At 53.2% G+C, this 19,884-nt stretch carries 15 protein-coding genes; 5 read left to right on the forward strand and 10 right to left on the reverse strand.

What is annotated here, in order from left to right; genetic code table 11:
* Positions 1–96: 96 nt before the first annotated feature.
* Positions 97–3,993: an ATP-dependent RNA helicase HrpA gene (gene hrpA / locus VH86_RS14650; protein WP_045833343.1), complete on the forward strand. Its 3,897-nt coding sequence runs from the start codon at positions 97–99 to the stop codon at positions 3,991–3,993.
* Positions 3,994–4,102: 109 nt separating this feature from the next.
* Here the strand turns inward: hrpA and VH86_RS14655 are convergent, their stop codons facing one another.
* The 5 genes from VH86_RS14655 to rstA all read right to left on the reverse strand — a co-directional run bounded on the left by VH86_RS14655 (position 4,103) and on the right by rstA (position 9,368).
* Positions 4,103–4,909 (reverse strand): serine protease, encoded by an 807-nt coding sequence (locus VH86_RS14655; protein WP_038646829.1) that lies wholly within the window; start codon positions 4,907–4,909, stop codon positions 4,103–4,105.
* Between the two features lie 279 nt (positions 4,910–5,188).
* Positions 5,189–5,665, reverse strand: a complete 477-nt coding sequence (gene asr / locus VH86_RS14660) for an acid resistance repetitive basic protein Asr (RefSeq protein ID WP_045833344.1) — start codon at positions 5,663–5,665, stop codon at positions 5,189–5,191.
* Positions 5,666–5,835: 170 nt separating this feature from the next.
* Positions 5,836–7,323 carry a carboxypeptidase M32 gene (locus tag VH86_RS14665; RefSeq protein WP_045833345.1) on the reverse strand — a complete coding sequence of 496 codons (1,488 nt, stop codon included), beginning with the start codon at positions 7,321–7,323 and terminating at the stop codon, positions 5,836–5,838.
* 12 nt (positions 7,324–7,335) lie between these two features.
* The gene (gene rstB / locus VH86_RS14670; RefSeq protein WP_045833346.1) at positions 7,336–8,646 is read right to left on the reverse strand and encodes a two-component system sensor histidine kinase RstB; all 1,311 of its coding nucleotides are present in this window, start codon (positions 8,644–8,646) and stop codon (positions 7,336–7,338) included.
* Positions 8,643–9,368: a two-component system response regulator RstA gene (rstA, locus tag VH86_RS14675; RefSeq protein WP_038646832.1), complete on the reverse strand. Its 726-nt coding sequence runs from the start codon at positions 9,366–9,368 to the stop codon at positions 8,643–8,645. Before rstA ends, rstB begins: the two co-directional genes overlap by 4 nt.
* Positions 9,369–9,544: 176 nt before the next feature.
* Here rstA and VH86_RS14680 point away from each other — a divergent pair, with 176 nt between their 5' ends.
* Positions 9,545–9,958, forward strand: coding sequence for a hypothetical protein (locus VH86_RS14680; RefSeq protein WP_045833347.1), 414 nt, complete (start codon positions 9,545–9,547; stop codon positions 9,956–9,958).
* Here VH86_RS14680 and VH86_RS14685 read toward each other — a convergent pair whose 3' ends face one another.
* Positions 9,959–11,350 (reverse strand): basic amino acid/polyamine antiporter, encoded by a 1,392-nt coding sequence (locus VH86_RS14685; protein WP_045833348.1) that lies wholly within the window; start codon positions 11,348–11,350, stop codon positions 9,959–9,961. It lies immediately after the preceding gene.
* Between the two features lie 211 nt (positions 11,351–11,561).
* Positions 11,562–12,518, reverse strand: coding sequence for a DUF1471 family protein YdgH (gene ydgH / locus VH86_RS14690; RefSeq protein ID WP_045814202.1), 957 nt, complete (start codon positions 12,516–12,518; stop codon positions 11,562–11,564).
* A 539-nt stretch (positions 12,519–13,057) separates the two neighbouring features.
* Here ydgH and pntA point away from each other — a divergent pair.
* Positions 13,058–14,590: a Re/Si-specific NAD(P)(+) transhydrogenase subunit alpha gene (pntA, locus tag VH86_RS14695; RefSeq protein ID WP_045833349.1), complete on the forward strand. Its 1,533-nt coding sequence runs from the start codon at positions 13,058–13,060 to the stop codon at positions 14,588–14,590.
* A gap of 11 nt (positions 14,591–14,601) precedes the next feature.
* Entirely contained in the window at positions 14,602–15,990 is a 1,389-nt protein-coding gene (gene pntB, locus VH86_RS14700) for a Re/Si-specific NAD(P)(+) transhydrogenase subunit beta (RefSeq protein WP_038646844.1), read from the forward strand.
* A gap of 47 nt (positions 15,991–16,037) precedes the next feature.
* On the opposite strand, the gene uspE is transcribed toward pntB, so the two are convergent.
* Together uspE and VH86_RS14710 are read right to left on the reverse strand one after the other, a co-directional pair.
* Entirely contained in the window at positions 16,038–16,994 is a 957-nt protein-coding gene (gene uspE, locus VH86_RS14705) for a universal stress protein UspE (protein ID WP_034830915.1), read from the reverse strand.
* Between the two features lie 118 nt (positions 16,995–17,112).
* Positions 17,113–17,865, reverse strand: coding sequence for an FNR family transcription factor (locus VH86_RS14710; protein WP_034830913.1), 753 nt, complete (start codon positions 17,863–17,865; stop codon positions 17,113–17,115).
* Positions 17,866–18,161: 296 nt separating this feature from the next.
* Between VH86_RS14710 and smrA the strand changes: the two genes are divergently transcribed.
* The gene (smrA, locus tag VH86_RS14715; RefSeq protein ID WP_045833350.1) at positions 18,162–18,728 is read left to right on the forward strand and encodes a DNA endonuclease SmrA; all 567 of its coding nucleotides are present in this window, start codon (positions 18,162–18,164) and stop codon (positions 18,726–18,728) included.
* Here the strand turns inward: smrA and VH86_RS14720 are convergent, their stop codons facing one another.
* Entirely contained in the window at positions 18,729–19,649 is a 921-nt protein-coding gene (locus VH86_RS14720; RefSeq protein ID WP_034830936.1) for a LysR substrate-binding domain-containing protein, read from the reverse strand.
* Positions 19,650–19,884: the final 235 nt, after the last annotated feature.

A 19,884-nucleotide genomic window follows, 5' to 3' on the forward strand; every position in this document is an offset into this window, starting at 1 on the left:
CATGCCGGGCAATAATTGATTGAATCCGCCGGGAAATTTCAGCCGGTATAGAGCGCACTTTGCCAGGCTCGCCGCGACAACAGGTAACTCATCACTATGTCATCATCCCAAACGTCCTCTTTGGCGCCGCTCTGGTCGCGGCTCGATAATCTGACGCTGCGCGATCGCCAGCGTTTGCAACGTCGCCTGCATGGCGCAGCGAAGGTGAAAAATCCAGCCGCGCAGCAAGGTATTGCGACAGAATTAGAGTCTGAATTTGCTGCCGCTGAACAGCGCATAGCCCAACGCACGGCGGCCACGCCACGCATCACTTTCCCGGAAAACCTGCCGGTCAGTCAAAAGCAGCAAGAAATCGCTGAGGCGATTCGCGATCATCAGGTGGTGATAGTGGCCGGGGAAACCGGTTCAGGGAAAACGACCCAGCTGCCGAAGATTTGCCTGGCGCTCGGACGGGGTGTGAAAGGGTTGATTGGTCATACGCAGCCACGCCGACTGGCCGCGCGTACGGTCGCCAACCGTATTGCCGATGAGTTAGAAACCTCGCTCGGCGGCACTATCGGCTACAAAGTGCGCTTTAACGATCAGGTCAGCGACACCACCCAGGTGAAGCTGATGACCGACGGTATTCTGCTGGCGGAAATCCAGCAGGATCGTCAGTTGTTGCAATATGACACCATCATCATCGATGAAGCGCACGAACGCAGTCTGAACATCGATTTTCTGCTGGGGTATTTGCGTGAGCTGCTGCCGCGCCGCCCCGATTTAAAAGTGATCATCACCTCGGCGACCATCGACCCGCAGCGTTTCTCGCGCCACTTCAATAATGCGCCGGTGATTGAAGTCTCAGGCCGAACCTATCCAGTCGAAGTGCGCTACCGCCCAATGGTGGAAGACGCTGACGATACCGACCGCGATCAGCTGCAGGCGATTTTTGACGCCGTAGATGAGTTAGGTCAGGAAAGCCGCGGCGATATTCTGATCTTTATGAGTGGCGAGCGTGAAATTCGCGATACCGCCGATGCGCTGATGAAGCGCGATATCCCGCATACCGAAATCCTACCGCTGTATGCGCGTCTGTCGAATGCCGAGCAGAACCGTGTATTCCAGTCGCACAGCGGGCGCCGTATCGTGCTGGCCACCAACGTGGCGGAAACGTCACTGACGGTGCCGGGGATTAAGTACGTTATCGATCCCGGTACGGCGCGCATTAGCCGCTACAGCTATCGTACTAAGGTGCAGCGTCTGCCGATCGAGCCAATTTCTCAGGCTTCCGCCAATCAACGTAAAGGACGTTGCGGACGTGTGTCGGAAGGGATCTGTATTCGTCTCTATTCTGAAGACGATTTCCTCAGTCGCCCGGCGTTTACCGATCCGGAAATTCTGCGTACTAATCTGGCGTCGGTTATCCTGCAAATGACCGCGCTTGGCCTGGGTGATATCGGCGCGTTCCCGTTTGTTGAAGCGCCCGATAAGCGCAATATTCAGGATGGCGTGCGACTGCTGGAAGAGTTAGGTGCCATCACGCTGAGTGAAGATGAAACCTATAAGCTGACGACGTCTGGCCGCCAGTTGGCGCAATTGCCGGTAGATCCGCGTCTGGCACGCATGGTGCTGGAAGCACAAAAGTTCGGTTGCGTGCGTGAAGCGATGATCATTACTGCGGCCTTATCGATTCAGGATCCGCGCGAGCGCCCGAGTGATAAACAGCAGGCATCCGATGAAAAACACCGGCGCTTTGCTGACAAAGAGTCGGATTTCCTCTCATTTGTGAATCTGTGGAATTACCTGCAGGAGCAGCAAAAAGCCCTGTCGGGCAATCACTTCCGTCGCCAGTGTAAAACCGATTTCCTCAATTATCTGCGCGTGCGTGAATGGCAGGATATTTACACGCAGTTGCGTCAGGTGGTACGCGAACAAGGCATGCCGGTTAACAGCGAACCCGCGCCATATCGTGAAGTGCACTGCGCCTTACTGACCGGATTGCTGTCGCACATTGGTCAGAAAGATAATGAGAAGCAGGAATTCACCGGCGCGCGTAACGCCCGCTTCTCCATCTTCCCTGGCTCCGGCCTGTTTAAGAAGCCGCCGAAGTGGACGATGGTCGCGGAACTGGTGGAGACCAGCCGCTTGTGGGGCCGCGTGGCCGCACGTATCGATCCCGAATGGATTGAACCACTGGCCCAGCATCTGATTAAACGTAGCTACAGCGAACCGCACTGGGAGAAAGCCCAGGGTGCGGTGATGGCGACAGAGAAAGTCACGCTTTACGGGCTGGCAATCGTGCAGGCGCGTAAGGTCAACTACAGTCGCATCGATGCGCCACTCAGTCGTGAGCTGTTTATCCGTCACGCGCTGGTGGAAGGCGACTGGCAAACGCGCCATGCGTTCTTGCGTAACAACCTCAAATTACGCAGTGAAGTGGAAGATCTGGAACACAAATCACGTCGGCGTGACATTCTGGTGGATGATGAAACGCTATTTGCTTTCTACGACCGTCGCATTGGCGCTGATGTGGTCTCCGCACGCCACTTTGATAGCTGGTGGAAACAGGTGAGCAAAGACAATCCTGACCTGCTGAGTTTTGATAAGCAGATGCTGATCAAAGATGGCGCGGATAAAGTCAGCCAGCTTGATTACCCGAACTTCTGGCATCAGGGCAATCTGAAGCTGAAACTGAGCTATCAGTTTGAACCCGGCGCGGATGCCGATGGTGTTACCGTTCACATTCCCTTGCCGTTGCTGAATCAGATTGAAGAGGGCGGTTTTGAGTGGCAGATCCCCGGTGTGCGCCGTGAGTTGGTGATTGCACTGATTAAATCGTTGCCAAAACCGACGCGCCGTAATCTGGTGCCCGCACCGAACTACGCGGAAGCTTTCCTCGGTTGTGTGAAAGCGATGGAGTTACCGCTGCTCGATGCGCTGGAGCGCGAGTTCCGCCGCATGACCGGGGTGACCATTGATCGGGAAGCCTGGCAGTGGGATCAGGTGCCCGATCACCTAAAAATGACCTTCCGCATTGTGGATGAACACAATCGCAAGCTGCAGGAAGGCAAAGATCTGCATCAGCTTAAGCAGGTGTTGAAAGGGAAAGTGCAGGAAACGCTGTCGAAAGTCGCGGACGATGGGCTGGAGCAGAGCGGACTGCACATCTGGAGCTTTGGTGATTTGCCGCAAAGTTACGAGCAGAAACGCGGCAGCTATCAGGTTAAAGCCTGGCCCGCACTGGTCGACGAGAAAGACAGTGTCGCCATTCGCCTGTTCGACAACGAGCTTGAGCAGCAAAAGATGATGTGGCGAGGTCAGCGTCGCTTGCTGTTACTGAACATCCCGTCGCCAATCAAGTATCTGCACGAGAAACTGCCCAACAAAGCTAAACTCGGCTTGTACTTCAATCCTTACGGCAAAGTGCTGGATCTGATTGATGACTGCATCGCTTGTGGTGTCGACAAACTGATGGCGGAAGCGGGCGGTCCGGCATGGCAACAAGAGAACTTCGAGCAGCTGCGCGACAAAGTGCGTGCTGAATTGAACGAAACCGTGGTCACTATCGCCAAACAGGTCGAGCAGATTCTGACCAGCGTGTTCAATATCAACAAATTCCTGAAAGGTCGTGTCGACATGACGCTGGCGCTGGCACTGTCTGATATTAAAGCGCAAATGAGCGGACTGGTTTACCGCGGCTTTGTCACCGGGAATGGTTACCAGCACCTGGGCGATACGTTGCGCTATTTACAGGGCATCGAGCGCCGCCTTGAAAAATTGCCGTCAGACCCCTACAGCGACCGTGCGCGCATGTTGAAAGTGCAAGCCACAGAGCAGGCGTGGCAGACATGGCGCAATAAACTGCCCCCGCAGCGTCAGGATGATGCTGAAGTTCAGGCGATTCGCTGGATGCTAGAGGAGTTGCGGATTAGCTATTTTGCTCAGCAGTTGGGCACACCTTATCCCATCTCTGATAAGCGCATCCTGCAGGCGATGGAGCAAATTAGCTGAGTCAACAAAAGCACAGAGGCGCTATTTCTGCGCCTCTGTGAGTGAAATATCGCTGACTGCGCATGAAACACTCTCGCGCGAAGAAGGTGAGCGATTCAGTGGCAAAATCTTATTTCGCCAGCGCTTCCAGACTGTCTTTAAACGACGTCACCGCGATGGCACGGTTATCCGCGCGATAACGGTCCGCCGGAGCGGGTGCAGAGCTTTGCACGGCAATCAGTTTCCAGCCATCACCACTTTTCAGCAGAAGAGGCGATCCGCTGTCACCGGGCAACGTATCACATTGATGCGACAGCACGGCACGTTGCGCCCAGCCGGTAATCAGGCAGTCGCTGTGAGAATAGAGCGTGTCGAGGTGATCCGCCGGGTAACCGGCTTGTGTCACTTTGCGTTCGGTGGTTTTCAACGCATCGGTTAAATCGCTGCGTGAGCCGTCAAATAAGGGGATGGGTACGATACCCGACGGCGGATTATGCAAAATAACCAGCCCGTAATCGTAAGGTGCCGCGCCCGGTGGCACGATCCAGCCCTCACCATCGGCCTGTAGCCTGCGCGCCAGTGAAGGTTCTACACGCGCATCAATATCATGTATTTCGTAACGCCAGCCTTTAGCACCTGACATAAAACGCAGCGCCACCGGTTTATCAAATTTACCCGGAGGGGCGAGCAGGCAGTGTCCAGCGGTTAATGCCAGATGCGCGGATATCAGGGTTGCCGTGCAGAGGTTGCCACTTTCGGTCTCCAGCTGGCCAATGGCATCCCAGGGAGCGGCACTCACATCCGTAATGGCTTTGCGGTGGTCTTTACCAAAAAATAGCGTCTTGATGTCTTCCGGGCTTGGCCCATCTTCATCATCGGCATGTGCTGCGAGGTTAAAACTGAAAATTCCAACAAGTAACAGGATAGCCAGGCGCATAGTTCTCTCAATGGCGAGAATAAGAAGAGGTTATTGTCATCACGCTTGAGCGATAACTATAGTCGGAGAGCGGGAAAAAAGGGAGAAATATTGGAGTAATCAGCACGCTACAACGACTAGATAAAAAAGCTGGCTGCAACAATGCCGCACAGGATCATCACAATCAGGATAATTTCGAAGCGATAGCGACGCACCATTTTTCGCTACTCCAGTAAATAAACACCCGGCATAACCGGGTGTTTTCAATCGTTAATGCGGTGTTGGCGCTAAGAGGCCGACTTATTTAGCCGCTTTTTTCACTTTGTGATGCTTTTTAGCAGCCTGAGCTTTCTGAACTGGTTTGGTTACTTTTTTGTGGTGCTTTTTAGCAGCCTGAGCTTTCTGTGCAGCTGGCTTGGTTGCTTTTTTGTGGTGCTTTTTAGCGGCCTGGGCTTTCTGTGCAGCTGGCTTGGTTGCTTTTTTGTGGTGCTTTTTAGCAGCCTGGGCTTTCTGTGCAGCTGGCTTGGTGGCTTTTTTGTGGTGCTTTTTAGCAGCCTGAGCTTTCTGAGCAGCTGGCGCTTTCTTCGCTACTTTTTTGTGTTTCTTAGCAGCCTGAGCTTTCTGGGCAACTTTCTTATGATGAACTGCTTTGTGCTCAACAGGTGCTGCGGTAGTGGTAGCGGCAGCAGCCGGAGCAGCTGTAGTGGTCTCAGCAGCGAAAGCAACAGAAGACATACCCATAGCAGCGGCGATCACCAGTGCAACTAATTTTTTCATCGCAAAATCCTCGAACTATTTTTTCATGTGTAGCCCACTGCGGGGCCGGTGAAAGAACTATATGAAAAACAATTCGGTCTTTCCGTGAGGCATTGGTATCGGCGTGTAACGGAATGTACAAAGGCGGGTAAAGGAAGTGAAAAGGGCGGCCCATCAGGCCGCCGCGCAGTTTACTCAGAGAGATAGCGTTGTTCAAGGTGCTGACGGAAATAGTGCGGATTCAGTGTTTCACCCGTGGCATTCACCAACAGTTGCTGCGTCGGGAAGCGGCTGCCGTGCTGCCAGATGTTCTGCTGTAACCAATCAAACACCGGCTGCAACTCTCCGTTACGGATCAGATCATCCACTTGTGGGATAGCGCGTTTCACCGCCTGGAACAGCTGGGCGGCGTACATGGCACCCAGCGTGTACGTTGGGAAGTAACCAAAGGCGCCATCGGTCCAGTGAATGTCTTGCATGCAGCCATCGCGGTAGTTGCCACGCGTATCCATTCCCAGAGACTGCTGCATTTTCTCATCCCACAGCGCGGGGATGTCATCAACTTCAATCTCGCCTTCAATCAACGCACGTTCGATTTCGTAACGCAGGATCACATGAGCGGGATAGCTCAGTTCATCGGCATCCACGCGGATAAAGCCCGGCTTCACGCGTTGTGTCTGACGAACAAAGTTATCCAGCGCCAATGCGGGCTGGTCACCCATCAGGGCGACGACCTGCGGATGAATATGCTGCAGGAACGCCTTGCTGCGGCCCAACTGCATCTCCATAAACAGGCTTTGTGATTCATGCATGGCGGTCGATCGCGCATGTGCCACCGGTTGTCCACGCCATTGCTGCGGTAAATTCTGCTCGTAACGTGCGTGGCCGGTTTCGTGGATCACGCCCATCATCGCACTCAGGAAATCGTTCTCATTGTAACGTGTGGTAATGCGCACATCTTCTGGCACGCCACCACAGAAGGGGTGAGCGCTGACATCCAGGCGGCCATGGTTGAAATCGAAGCCCAGAGTTTTCATCACACTCAAACCGAGTTGCTTTTGCGCTTCAATGGCAAAGGGACCCACCGGCGCCGCGATGGCGGTTCTCTGTTGCTTCTCGACGGCTTTTTGCAGCAGTGCGGGCAGCCAGCTTTTCAACTCGCCAAAGGTACTGTCGAGTTGCGCACTGGTCATGCCGGGTTCGAACACATCCAGCAGCGCGTCATACCGAGACACACCCAGTGCATCGGCGCGCAGTTGTGCTTCTTCACGGCTGAGTTTCACCACTTCTTTCAGGTTAGCTGAGAAGCCTTGCCAGTCATTGGCGGGGCGCTGTTGGCGCCAGGCATGCTCACAACGCGAACCGGCCAGCGATTTGGCTTCGACTAATGAAGCGGGCAGAATCGTTGCCTGTTGCCAGGCACGCTGCATTTCGCTCAGGTTGGCTTGCTCAACATCGTTCAACGATTCCTGCTGAGCGGCATCGAACAGGTCGCCGAGGCGTTTATCGGTCAACAGTTCATGCATAAACACGCTGAGTTCCGCCATGGCTTCACCACGCGCCTGGCTGCCGCCGGGTGGCATCGTGGTTTGCATATCGACACCGGCGATAGCCCCAAGGTGGCCAAAGCGCGCCAGGCGCTGGAAAGTTTTGCTAAGTTCCTGATAAGCAGAAGTCACAATTAAAGCTCCTTATGACGGTAAACGGGGCGAAATATCTCGCAAGGGTAGATCAACCGGCCAGCAGAAGCGAACGCAGGCGCCACCAAGCGGACTGCTCTCAATAGTGACATGTCCCTGTAGTGCCTGGGCAATGGAGTGGACAATTGCCAGCCCAAGCCCGCAGCCACCGGTCGCGCGATCCCGACTGGGATCGAGACGAACAAAAGGTTCGAACACGCGCGCGCGTTCTTCGGGGGGGATACCCGGCCCATCATCTTCGACCTGTAAATTACCGATGGCGCCGTCAAACCACAGGCTCACGCGCAGCCGCTGCTGGGCATAACGCAGCGCATTGTTCACCAGATTATCCAGAACGCGCTCCATCAGACGGGTATCGGCGGATCCCACATTCTCAAGTTGCGGAATATCCAGGGCGATATGTGCCTGCGGATTCATGGTTTGTACATCTTCGATATGCACTCGCAGCCACTGCGCCAAATCAAACGATTGAAGGTTGAGATCGACACGCGGGCGGTCGAGGCGCGCATAGGTCAACAGCTCTTCTATCAGACTCTCTAATTGGCCGACATCGCGGTTCAACGCAGCGGACTCGGCGTCACTGAGGTTATCGCTCATTTCCAGGCGATAGCGCAGTCGAACCAGCGGTGTCCTTAACTCGTGGGCGATGCCATCAATCAGCTGTTTTTTGCTGGCGACCAGCGTATTGATATTGTCCGCCATCTGGTTAAACGCCACGCCGAGGCTGTGCAGACTAGAGGTACTTTCAAAATGGGTACGCACATCCAACTCACCGCGACCAAAACGTTGCGCGGCTTTTTCCAGCCGCTGCATCTCCTGCCAGTGCGGTCGTAGCCAGATAAACACCGGCAGCGCCAAAGACATACCGATAAACGCCAGCAGCGCGATATCCAGAATGCGCATTTGATGCAGATAAAACAAATAAGGGATCGGGCCGACCGACAGTACATAATGGCTGCGCGGTATGTGCTGCAGGAAGGTGTATTGATCGTCAAGTGCGACGATCTCACCGGCGCGCAGGCGGCGCATATCAGGCTCATCCAGCTGATATTTACTCATCGGTTCGATATGCAGCTCAAACGACAGATCGAGATCGAGATTGCGGATGGTTTTATTCCAGTCACGCGGGGGAATCTCGCGCAATTCACTGCGCATTAAAAACAGCGAACTCGCCATCAAATCGTTCATTGACTGGCGGCCCGCACGCTCAGCGGTAAACTTGTAGACCAGCCCCACCAGCAAGGTCATCACCAGAAAGCAGACGAACAGCAGCAGATAGAACTGGATAAAGAGTTTTCTCATGCGGAGCGGGTATCCCAGGCCTGAGGCGCGAACAGGTAACCTTTATTGCGGATGGTTTTGATACGAAACGGCTCGGTGGCACTGTCATACAGTTTTTTGCGCAGGCGGGATATCGCCACATCAATACTGCGATCCATGCCGTCATAGCTCACCCCTCGCAAGGTTTTCAGCAACGCATCACGATTCAGAATCTGGCCTGCATGCGTGGCCAGCTCCCACAGCAGATCAAAATCGGCGGTGGAGAGGGTGATGTTTTCATCAAACAGCGTGACCTGGCGATTGAGGGAGTCAATGGTCAGCGAACCAAAACGCAGCACCCGTTGCGAACTCTGAATGGCTGGCGCGACTTCGGGCTGGGAACCCTGCGCCTGACGCAGATGCAGGCGCAAACGTGCCAGCAAAACAGCGGGCGGTGTGGTTTTCAGAATGTAGTCATTGGCACCCATTTCCAGCGCCAGAATGTGGTTCATGTCGCTGTCCAGCGATGTCAGCAGCACAATCGGCCCAGACCAGTGCGCACGCAAATCGCGACAGACGGTCATACCATCCTTGCCAGGCAACATGATATCCAGCAGCACCAGGTCGGGATCGGCGTTGAGAATCGTGGCTTCAGCGCGGTCACCGCGCGTTTCTACAGTCACTTCAATATCGTGGCGGCCAAGGTAGGCGGCGATCAGTTCGCCGACTTCCGGCTCATCTTCCACATAGACAATTCTGTTCATATTTCACTGCGAGTGATGAGAATGGCATCAGCATAACTTTTCCTGGTCCTGAGCTCTACGCTATCGCACGAAATATCCCTGGCTGACTGGTATGTTTACCGTGAAATGTGCCATTATTAGCGGCGCGTTGTAGCGCAAGGTTCGGAACCGTAACGAAAACCAGGAGGAGTGCGAGGGTGTCTGATAAAGAGCTGGCTTCAGCCGGATACAGTGACCGCATCTGCTTCAATTACAGCGATTTTCTTTCTGCTTCCTGCAAAAAACGCTGGAGTTTCGTTGACGCTATTTACGGCGTGATGCCGATTTTTGGCATGGTCACGCGCAAGTCCGCTCACGGCTTAGCCGCAAGTGACGATCATTTGAAAGAATTAGCATTACAAATCATTTCAACGCAGGTCAGTGACGAGATAAATATCGCACGACTGATTACCCTCGCGGAACAACAGCACATCAGCCGTTTTGACATCCAACTGCCTTATCCGTTGTCAGAAGATCAGCTGGACGCAATTCATCAGGAATACCGTAAAGTGCTGAATCTGACACAGCAGGATGACCTGCTGTGCGTCTCAATCCCGGTTCAACCTCACTAATTACTGCGTAAGCTGCCACATCGCTGGCAGTGCTGCCGCAATCAGTAATCCAATCGCGATGCGCTCAAGTTGTGACAGCACTTTTTTGCCACGGCCGCCGCGTCGCGCGTACAGGAACAGCAGTAATCCCGGCGCGTACAGCACCACAGACAGCAGCAGATGCAGCGGACCTGAAGCATAAAGCAGCCAGAATCCATAAGCACTGGCACCGACTCCGACCGACATCGCCAACGGATTTTTTTGTCCGCGAACCACTTTAATTAAATACAGACCCACCAGCAGATATGGCACCAGAATCATCTCTGACGCGATGGTCAGCAGCGTATTGTAATCCGCGCCAGTGACCGCAATCAGGATTAGACAAACCTGCACGCTGCCGTTGGTGAGCCACAACGAAGCGGCTGGCGAATTGTGACGATTCTGTCGCGCAATGCTGCGGGGGAAAGCCCCTTGCTGTGCAGCGAGAAAAGGGACTTCTGCCGCCATAATTGTCCAGCTTAAATATGCGCCACACACGGAAATAATCAGACCCACCGCAATCACCGTATTACCCCAATGCCCCAACAGATGCTGCATCAAGCCGGCCATGGAGGGATTTCGCATTTGCGCCAGCTCTGCACGCGGCACCACACCCAGTGCAAGCAGGGTCACCAGTAAGTAAACCAGCAGTGCCGCGATAACCGCCAGCATGGTGGCGCGTCCCACATCTTTCTTATGACGTGCCCGCGCGGAGACTACCACGGCGCCTTCCACACCAATGAAGACCCACAAGGTAATCAACATGGTTTGCTTGACTTGCTGCCACAGTGGCTGGCCTAGCGCGACGCCGCTGAAGTCAAAGTGGAAGCGATCGTAGTTAAATGCGAGCAAAGCCAACACCACAAACAGCAGCAGCGGTACCAGTTTCCCCAGGGTAGCGAGCAGGTTGATGCTGGCAGCTGTTTGCACGCCTCGTAACACCAGCCAGTGCACCAGCCATAAAAGTACCGATGCACCGAGCATCGCTTGCCAGGTATTGCCATCGCCAAATACCACGAGGTCAGGCGAATCGGTGAAGAAACTCAGCGCCGAAAAGACAATCACCAGATAAGAAACGTTGGCGATGACCGCACAGAGCCAGTAACCCCATGCGGAACAAAATCCGACTAACTCACCAAATCCGGCGCGTGCATAGGTAAAAATCCCGCCGTCCAGTTCGGGTTTTAAGCGCGTCAGCAGCAGCATGGCCAGCGCGAGAAACAGGATGCCGACACCGGTGATCAGCCAGCCAATCAGCAGTGCAGCGGGACCGGCGACGGCAGCCATATTTTGCGGCAGGCTAAATACACCCGCACCGAGCATGGAGCTGAGTACCAGCGCGGTGAGCGCGCTCAGACCTAATTTTTTATCCAAAACACCATTCCTGGACAGCAGAGTATGCTGGGTAGTGACGATTCCGCTGGAGTGTAACGTGGCAATTGGCCGGTTTTGATACGGAATGCCCTGAAAACAGGCGAAGGATTTTACGGAGAGCGAAAAGGGAAGGCAATGCAGGATTATGCAGATCTGCGCACAGACTATGCAAACAGATGAGCAGGGCGACGCATCTCGCCCCGCATCACTATTACTTGAACAGGTCGGCAGTCACAGTCAGGTTACCGCCGCTCTGGCTCGACCACTGACGAGTGATGTGATAATACTTCGCGCCTTTATCTGCAGCGCGTTTGGCAACGGCTTCAGACACTTCTGTCGGTGTGCCGAAGTGATCAGAGAAAGTCACCGTATCAAACGGCTGCATCTGTGCGGCCGTGATGGCGTTAACTTCCTGCACACTACGACCATCGGCCAGTTTCACCGTGTAACGCTGCCCGGTAGAGCTTTGCGTTTCAAAGAAGCGACCTACGCTACGGCTTGGTGTATCGGAAGAGGCAACACCCGGGATAGCCACTTTTTTCGCTTCCGCACCGCCAGCTGCCAGCGCCGCTTTACCTGCTTCTGAATCTGCTGGGATGGAGTCGGAGACGTTTTGTACCTTACGCTCAGGCGCATCAGCTTTGTAAACATAAGCAGTAATGTATTGGTTACCGCCGTTGTTGGCATCAACCTGACGCACAATAAAGAAGGATGCAGCACCTTTGTCTTTTGCCTGTTTGGCGATGGCATCATTTACGTCTGGCTGGCTTGAGAAGAAACCGCTGACAGAGACGGTATCGAATGGCTCTAAACGATACGCTTCTGCTTTAGGCAGCTCTTTAACACCATTGAACATGCGATATTGGGTGGTGTCATCCGCTTTAGGTGCATTGGCTTTATACAGGTCTGCTGTTACGCGCCAGTTACCACCATTACCGTTGGTGTCATTGATGCCCTGCACATAGAAGGAGTCAGCGCCTTTTTCATCGGCTGCTTTTGAGATGGCATCAGTGGCATCACCAATGGCATTAAAACGACCGCTGATATTGATACGTTCGAATGGCTTCAACGCGGCCGCTTGTTCTGGCGTCAACTCTTTGGCGGCAAATGCATTTGCTGCCAACAGTGATAACAAGGTGGTCGCCAGAATGGTGTTCTTCAGCTTCATAAAAATGATCCTTCGCCTTACGCAAAATGAGTACGAAAACGTGCTGGACTCTTGATGTATAACAGATTAGCCGCTGATTATTGCATGTAATAATCAACCTGTCTCAGCCAATTTATGCGCATAAGATTGACAATCTCCGCAAATTATTCATCGACATGTCATTTACCTATGCTATGGCTTTTTTTTGACCGCTTTACCACTTATTCTGGTAACACATAGCATCATAATAGTTAAAGTATTGTTAAATAAAGGTTTTTAAAAACACTAAATTCGACATGACACGATTTTGCGCAGCAGAATATTTTTTATTATGTCGCAAAACTAGTGGCAAAACGTGGCATTCAATCTTTGCATCTGAATATTAGTGTGAATGTCATAAGTGCGCGTTATCGCTGTGGATCACTTTTCACATTTTCAGTAGGTTATAAAGAATTTGTTACATTGCGCATTTTGCTCATAAAAAGCTGAAACGCTGTTTCAGCCTTATGGGCTTGTGCTACTTACAGAACCTCATCCTTTAATTGTTGAAAGGAAACAGTATGTTAATTGGGATACCCAAAGAGCGGTTAGCCAATGAGTCGCGCGTTGCTGCAACGCCAAAGACCGTTGAGCAACTGATCAAGCTGGGATTCAGCGTCACGGTCGAGCAGGGCGCTGGTATTCGCGCAAGTTTTGACGATGAGAGCTTTATCGCCGCTGGTGCCACAGTCAGCAACACCGAAAGTGTCTGGCAGTCTGACATTGTGTTGAAAGTGAATGCGCCAGACGATCAGGAGATCGAACTGACACGCGCGGGCAGCACCTTAGTGAGCTTTATCTGGCCAGCACAAAATCCGGCACTGCTGGAGAAACTGGCCGCGCGTAACGTCACCGTCATGGCGATGGATTCTGTACCCCGTATTTCCCGTGCCCAGGCGCTGGATGCACTGAGTTCCATGGCGAACATCGCCGGTTACCGTGCCATTGTTGAGGCTGCGCATGAATTTGGCCGCTTCTTTACCGGGCAAATCACCGCAGCCGGTAAAGTACCACCGGCGAAAGTGATGATTATCGGCGCGGGTGTGGCAGGTTTGGCAGCGATCGGCGCGGCGGGCAGTCTCGGTGCGATTGTGCGTGCGTTTGATACACGCCCAGAAGTGAAAGAACAGGTGCAGAGTATGGGCGCCGAGTTCCTTGAGCTGGATTTCGAAGAGGAAGCCGGCAGTGGCGATGGCTATGCCAAAGTGATGTCAGAAGCCTTTATTAAGGCGGAGATGGAACTGTTTGCCGCGCAGGCGAAAGAAGTCGATATCATCGTCACTACCGCGCTTATCCCAGGCAAACCGGCACCGAAGCTGATTACCGCTGAAATGGTTGCCAGCATGAAGCCGGGTAGCGTGATTGTCGATCTGGCGGCAGCGACCGGCGGTAACTGTGATCTCACGGTAGCCGATCAGGTGACTTTAACCAGCAACGGTGTGAAGATCATCGGTTATACCGATCTGCCTAGCCGTCTTCCAACGCAATCTTCTCAGCTGTATGGCACTAACCTGGTTAACCTGCTGAAACTGCTGTGCAAAGAGAAGAACGGCGAAATCACCGTCGACTTCGATGACGTCGTCGTGCGCGGCGTCACGGTGATTCGTGAAGGCGAAGTCACCTGGCCAGCACCACCAATTCAGGTATCAGCGGCGCCGAAAGCCGCGCAGGCAGCCATTGAGCCAAAAGCAAAAGTGGAAGCCAAACCGGTTTCACCGTGGCGCAAATATCTGTTGCTGGCATTGGCTGTGGTGCTGTTCGCCTGTCTGGCCAACGTGGCACCGCCTGAGTTCCTGTCCCACTTTACGGTCTTCGCGCTCTCTTGCGTCGTCGGTTACTACGTGGTGTGGAACGTCAGCCATGCATTGCATACGCCATTAATGTCCGTCACTAACGCCATTTCCGGCATTATTGTGGTGGGTGCGGTGCTGCAAATGGGCCACGGCGGTTGGGTGACTTTCCTGGCCTTCGTCGCTGTACTGATTGCCAGCATCAATATCTTCGGTGGATTCACCGTCACCCAGCGCATGCTGAAAATGTTTCGTAAGAATTAAGGGGTAACAACATGTCTGGCGGATTAGTGACTGCAGCATACATTGTTGCCGCAATTCTGTTTATTTTCAGCCTGGCCGGCCTCTCAAAACACGAGACGTCTAAGCAGGGTAACATCTTTGGTGTCAGTGGTATGGCGATTGCGCTGCTGGCGACCATCTTTGGTCCCAACAGCGGCAACGTGGCGTGGATTCTGTTGGCGATGGTGATCGGTGGCGCAATCGGTGTGCGTCTGGCGAAGAAAGTCGAGATGACTGAAATGCCAGAGCTGGTGGCGATTCTGCACAGCTTCGTGGGTCTGGCTGCCGTTCTGGTGGGCTTCAACAGCTACCTCGATCATGCACCCGGTCTGGCGCCGGTGATGGAAAATATCCATCTGACGGAAGTGTTCCTTGGCATCTTTATCGGTGCGGTGACCTTCACCGGTTCTATCGTGGCGTTTGGCAAACTGCGCGGCAAGATCTCTTCTAAAGCGCTGATGCTGCCACATCGTCATAAGATGAATCTGGCTGCGCTGGTGGTTTCTTTCCTGCTTATGCTGTGGTTTGTGCAGACGAATAGCACCGGTTCACAAGTGGTTGCCTTACTGCTGATGACCGTCATTGCTCTGGTCTTCGGCTGGCACCTGGTCGCCTCCATTGGCGGTGCGGATATGCCGGTTGTGGTGTCGATGCTGAACTCTTACTCCGGTTGGGCAGCGGCGGCGGCGGGCTTTATGCTCAGCAATGACCTGCTGATTGTCACCGGTGCGTTAGTGGGTTCTTCGGGTGCGATTCTGTCCTACATTATGTGTAAGGCGATGAACCGCTCGTTCATTAGCGTTATTGCGGGTGGTTTTGGCACCGATGTGAGTGTCGGTGGCGAAAGCGAAGAAGAGGGTGAACACCGTGAAATCACGGCAGAAGACACCGCAGAACTGCTGAAAGGCTCAACGTCAGTGATCATCACGCCTGGCTACGGCATGGCGGTGGCGCAGGCGCAGTACCCGGTGGCGGAAATCACCGAGAAACTGCGTGCGCGTGGCATCAAAGTGCGTTTCGGGATCCATCCGGTTGCCGGTCGTTTGCCTGGCCACATGAATGTGTTGCTGGCTGAAGCCAAAGTGCCGTATGACGTGGTGCTGGAAATGGACGAGATTAACGATGATTTCAGCGATACCGATACCGTGCTGGTGATCGGTGCCAATGACACCGTTAACCCGGCGGCGCAGGAAGATCCGCGCAGCCCAATCGCGGGTATGCCCGTACTGGAAGTGTGGAAAGCGCAGAACGTTATCGTGTTTAAACGTTCAATGAATACCGGTTACGCCGGGGTGCAGAACCCGCTGTTCTTCAAAGACAACACGCAAATGTTGTTTGGTGATGCGAAGGCGAGTGTAGAAGGTATCCTGCGCGCGCTGTAATCTGTATTGCGATTAAAAAAGGCGACCATCTGGTCGCCTTTGTTGTTTTAATCGTCTTCGTCTTCTTCATCGTCATAATCAATCGGCGATTTGAAATCGTCCGGTTTGATTGCCAGCAAATCACAACGCAAATGATCGATAACCTGCTCTGCGGTATTCCCGAGGAATGCGGCTGAAAGGCCAGTGCGGCCGATGGTGCCGAGTACCACAATCCCCGCCTCCAGATGAGAGGCGATATCCGGTATCACCTCCTCCGGCAAGCCTTTTGCCACATGCGTAAACTCTTCGCCGATGGAGAATTTCTGGCGTAGCGCTTTCATCGCCACCAGATGTTGTCCGCGAATCGCATCGTTATACACGCTGGGGTCAAAGTCGGGGAGTTCAATAGCGATATTGATTGGCGTGATGGGATAAGCACCGACAAGGTGCACTTCAGTATGGTTGACCATATCAGCCAGCAGCACCGTTTCACGAATCAGCTTTTGGTTTAACTCATCGTGATGGGGCTCTTCACTGGCCAGATTGACCGCCACAACGGCTCTGCCTCCCTCTGGCCATGGCTGATCTTTCACCATCCACACCGGGCAAGGGCATTTACGCAGCAGATGCCAGTCAGTTGGGGTAAAAATCACCGCTTCGAGGCGATCGTGCTGGTGGGCCATTTTCAACACCAGGTCGTGCTGGTGCGCCATCACTTCCTGAATGATCGCTTCATAAGGGCGATTATGCCACACCACTTTAATTTCAATATCAACACCCGCCTCAAGATAGGCGTGGGCCTGTTGACGAATCCATTCAGTACGCTGACTGATGACGCCTTTACGCATGTTGGAACGTTCATCAGGCGACAACAAGGTAGTCATTTCATAGGAGAAGTCGTAGATAGGCAGAAAAGCTTTGATTTTTCCGCCGATACGTTGATTCAGATACACCGCACGACGTAACGCGGGTTGATCGTCCTGCTGGGCGTCAATCGCCACCAGAATATTTTGGTACCGGGACATAGGGCAATCTCCTCAAACCAAAGCAAGTTGGATTAAAGATAGCCTAAGTTGGCGCGGGGCAGAAGGGGAAAAGTTGTTGCCGGATCAATAAACTAACATTTATCGACCCGGCATAGAATCACGCAGCTTGTTCAGTCTGACCCGCCAGTTCTGCCAGCAACGCATGGTTCTCGATGGTGATATATTTGCCTTTCACTGCCAGCATGCCACTTTTCTGGAAGCGACCCAGCAGGCGGCTGATGGTTTCTACGGTTAGTCCCAGGTAGTTACCAATGTCACCACGCGTCATGGTCAGACGGAACTCGCGTTGAGAAAAGCCACGTTGACCAAAGCGGCGTGACAGATTCCAGACAAACGCCGCCAGACGCTCTTCCGCGTTTTTCTTCGAGAGCAGCAGGATCATGTCCTGGTCGCCTTTAATCTCACCGCTCATCAGACGCATCATCTGCTGACGCAGTGCCGGCATTTTACCGGAAAGATCGTCAAGGGTTTCGAAAGGAATTTCACACACCATGGCTGTTTCCAGCGCCTGAGCAAAACTGGGGTGGTGCGCGCCGACAATCGCATCAAAGCCCACTAAATCCCCAGCCAGATGGAAACCGGTAATTTGCTCATCACCCTGTTCAGTGATGGTATAGCTTTTGATGGTGCCGGAGCGGATAGCATAAAGCGATTTCAGTTCATCACCGGCTTTGAACAACGTCTGACCTTTCTGAATCGGCTTTTTGCGCTCAATGATATTGTCCAGCTGATCCAGCTCATGCTCGTTCAGTGTGAAAGGGATACACAACTGGCTGATACTGCAATCCTGACAGTGAATGGCACAACCGCCAGACTGAATACGTCGAATGCTGCGTTTTTCCGGGATCATATAGGTACGCTCGATGATTATTGACTGCCGTCAATTTTAACATTTTTACGCGTTAAGGGAACTCATCCGAGCAGTAATTCCCCGTAAACCCCCACTAACGTAGGGTATACCTGAGTTTGCGCAAGGTTTGCCTGACATTATTTTTTGACCTGGAACGTTTTGTTGCCATATTTACATCTGGTCACAACTTGTCTCAGCGCAAAAAGTGACAGATGTGATGCCAAAAATCCTTTGCTACTATTTTGTTTTTGAGCGGCAACCTGCGCTCAGCAAACCACCAGGCGTGAGAAAACACCATGAACCTAGACGATGAAGACCTTTTCCGGGATGCCATGGGCGATGTGACGCCACTGAAAGATTGTGCCAATACTCAATGGTTGCGTTCCCCTTCAACCAAAGCGCCGCGCCCGACGCAAGCCGATGACGAACAGGAAAATTTCCTCACGCGGGGCTTTCTTGACATCATCCCGCTGACGACTCCGCTGGAATACAAAACAGGAGGGATTCAACAAGGTGTGCTGGATAAGTTGCGGCTGGGGAAATATTCCCTGGACGCCAGCCTGAACCTGCTGCGTCAGCCGGTAGAAACCTGTCGAAAGTCATTGTTCAGTTTCATGCTGCAGGCACGCAAGCAGGGGCTCCGCAATTTGCTGATTATCCACGGCAAAGGCCGTGATGATGAAGCGCATGCCAATATCGTACGCAGTTATCTGGCACGCTGGCTGACGCAGTTTGACGAGGTGCAAAGCTTTTGCGTGGCGCAGCCCCAGCACGGGGGTGCCGGGGCGTTGTATGTCAGTTTAAGAAAAACGGATCAGGCGCGGCTGGATAATCGAGAGCGCCACGCCAAACGCAGTCGCTAATCAGGTGTGAAATTTGCGAATGGTCGCCAGCAACACTTCGGCACTCAGGCTGAGATGACTGCCGCTGCGGGTGATAATCCCCACCGGCTCTCCCGGCCCTGGAGAGTTAATCGGCAGTGCAATCACGGCATTGTGGCTAAGATCTTCCTTGATGGCGCCCGAAGGGACAAACCACACATAGTCATAACGCAGGGCCAGCTGACGCGCCAGCGAAGTGGATGAGGTTTCAACACAATTAGCGGGAAGCGCACAACCTTGCTCGTCCAGCATATGTTGAGCGATACGGCGCGGGGCAGTGCCCTCCGGCGATATCACCACCGGCCACTGCATCGCACGGGATAACGTGACGTTGTCACTGAGAAGCGGGTGTTCCGGACGAACTACCAGTTTAAGCGACTCAAGGAATAGCAATTCATAACTCAGACCCGCCATCATTTCGCTGTCGGCCATGCGCCCAATGCCAATATCAAACTCACCCGCGCGCAACCCAGCCAGCAGAACATTATTGTGTAATGTCGCCACTTGTACCGTGGTGTTCGGCTGTTGCTCATGAAAGCGATCGAGAATCTGTGGCAGCATGCCCATTGCCGCGGTGGTGAGCGCGCCGAGGCGAATCACCACCGGTCGGCCTGGTTGTGGGGCGTTAAAGCTTTGTCCCGCATGGTTAAGTGCATCCAGCACTTTCACCGCATGGACCAGAAATTGCTCGCCGAGCGTCGTTAACTGGGCACCGAGACGGCCACGTTCAAACAGACGCGCACCAGCCAGTTCTTCCAGCTCATTCAGGGTTTTTGAGAGCGCAGGCTGGCTGAGATTGAGTGTCTCTGCCGCGCGCCCCAACGTGCCTTGCTGCGCAACCGCAACAAAGGTGTGTAAATGGCGCAAGCGAATGCGCTGATTGAAAAGGGAATTTTTGTCCATAGCCTCAAACATAATGACTTTTACCTGATGGCGGCAATGGGAAAACTGGAATTATGTTAACTTCACTGCAAAATTATATTAACAAAAACCCTAAAATTTCTAACCTGCTGTTTTAAATCGAATTAGTAAAAATCAGCGTCAGTGCAAAATTATCACCTATTGCAATATCAAGCGCTTAATCTCGCATAATTTGAATAATTCTCACTTACACCTAAAAATCCTGCCCGTTATTGTT

The sequence above is a fragment of the Pantoea sp. BL1 genome, from assembly GCF_000963985.1.
GTDB classification, from domain to species: Bacteria; Pseudomonadota; Gammaproteobacteria; order Enterobacterales; family Enterobacteriaceae; genus Pantoea; species Pantoea rwandensis_B.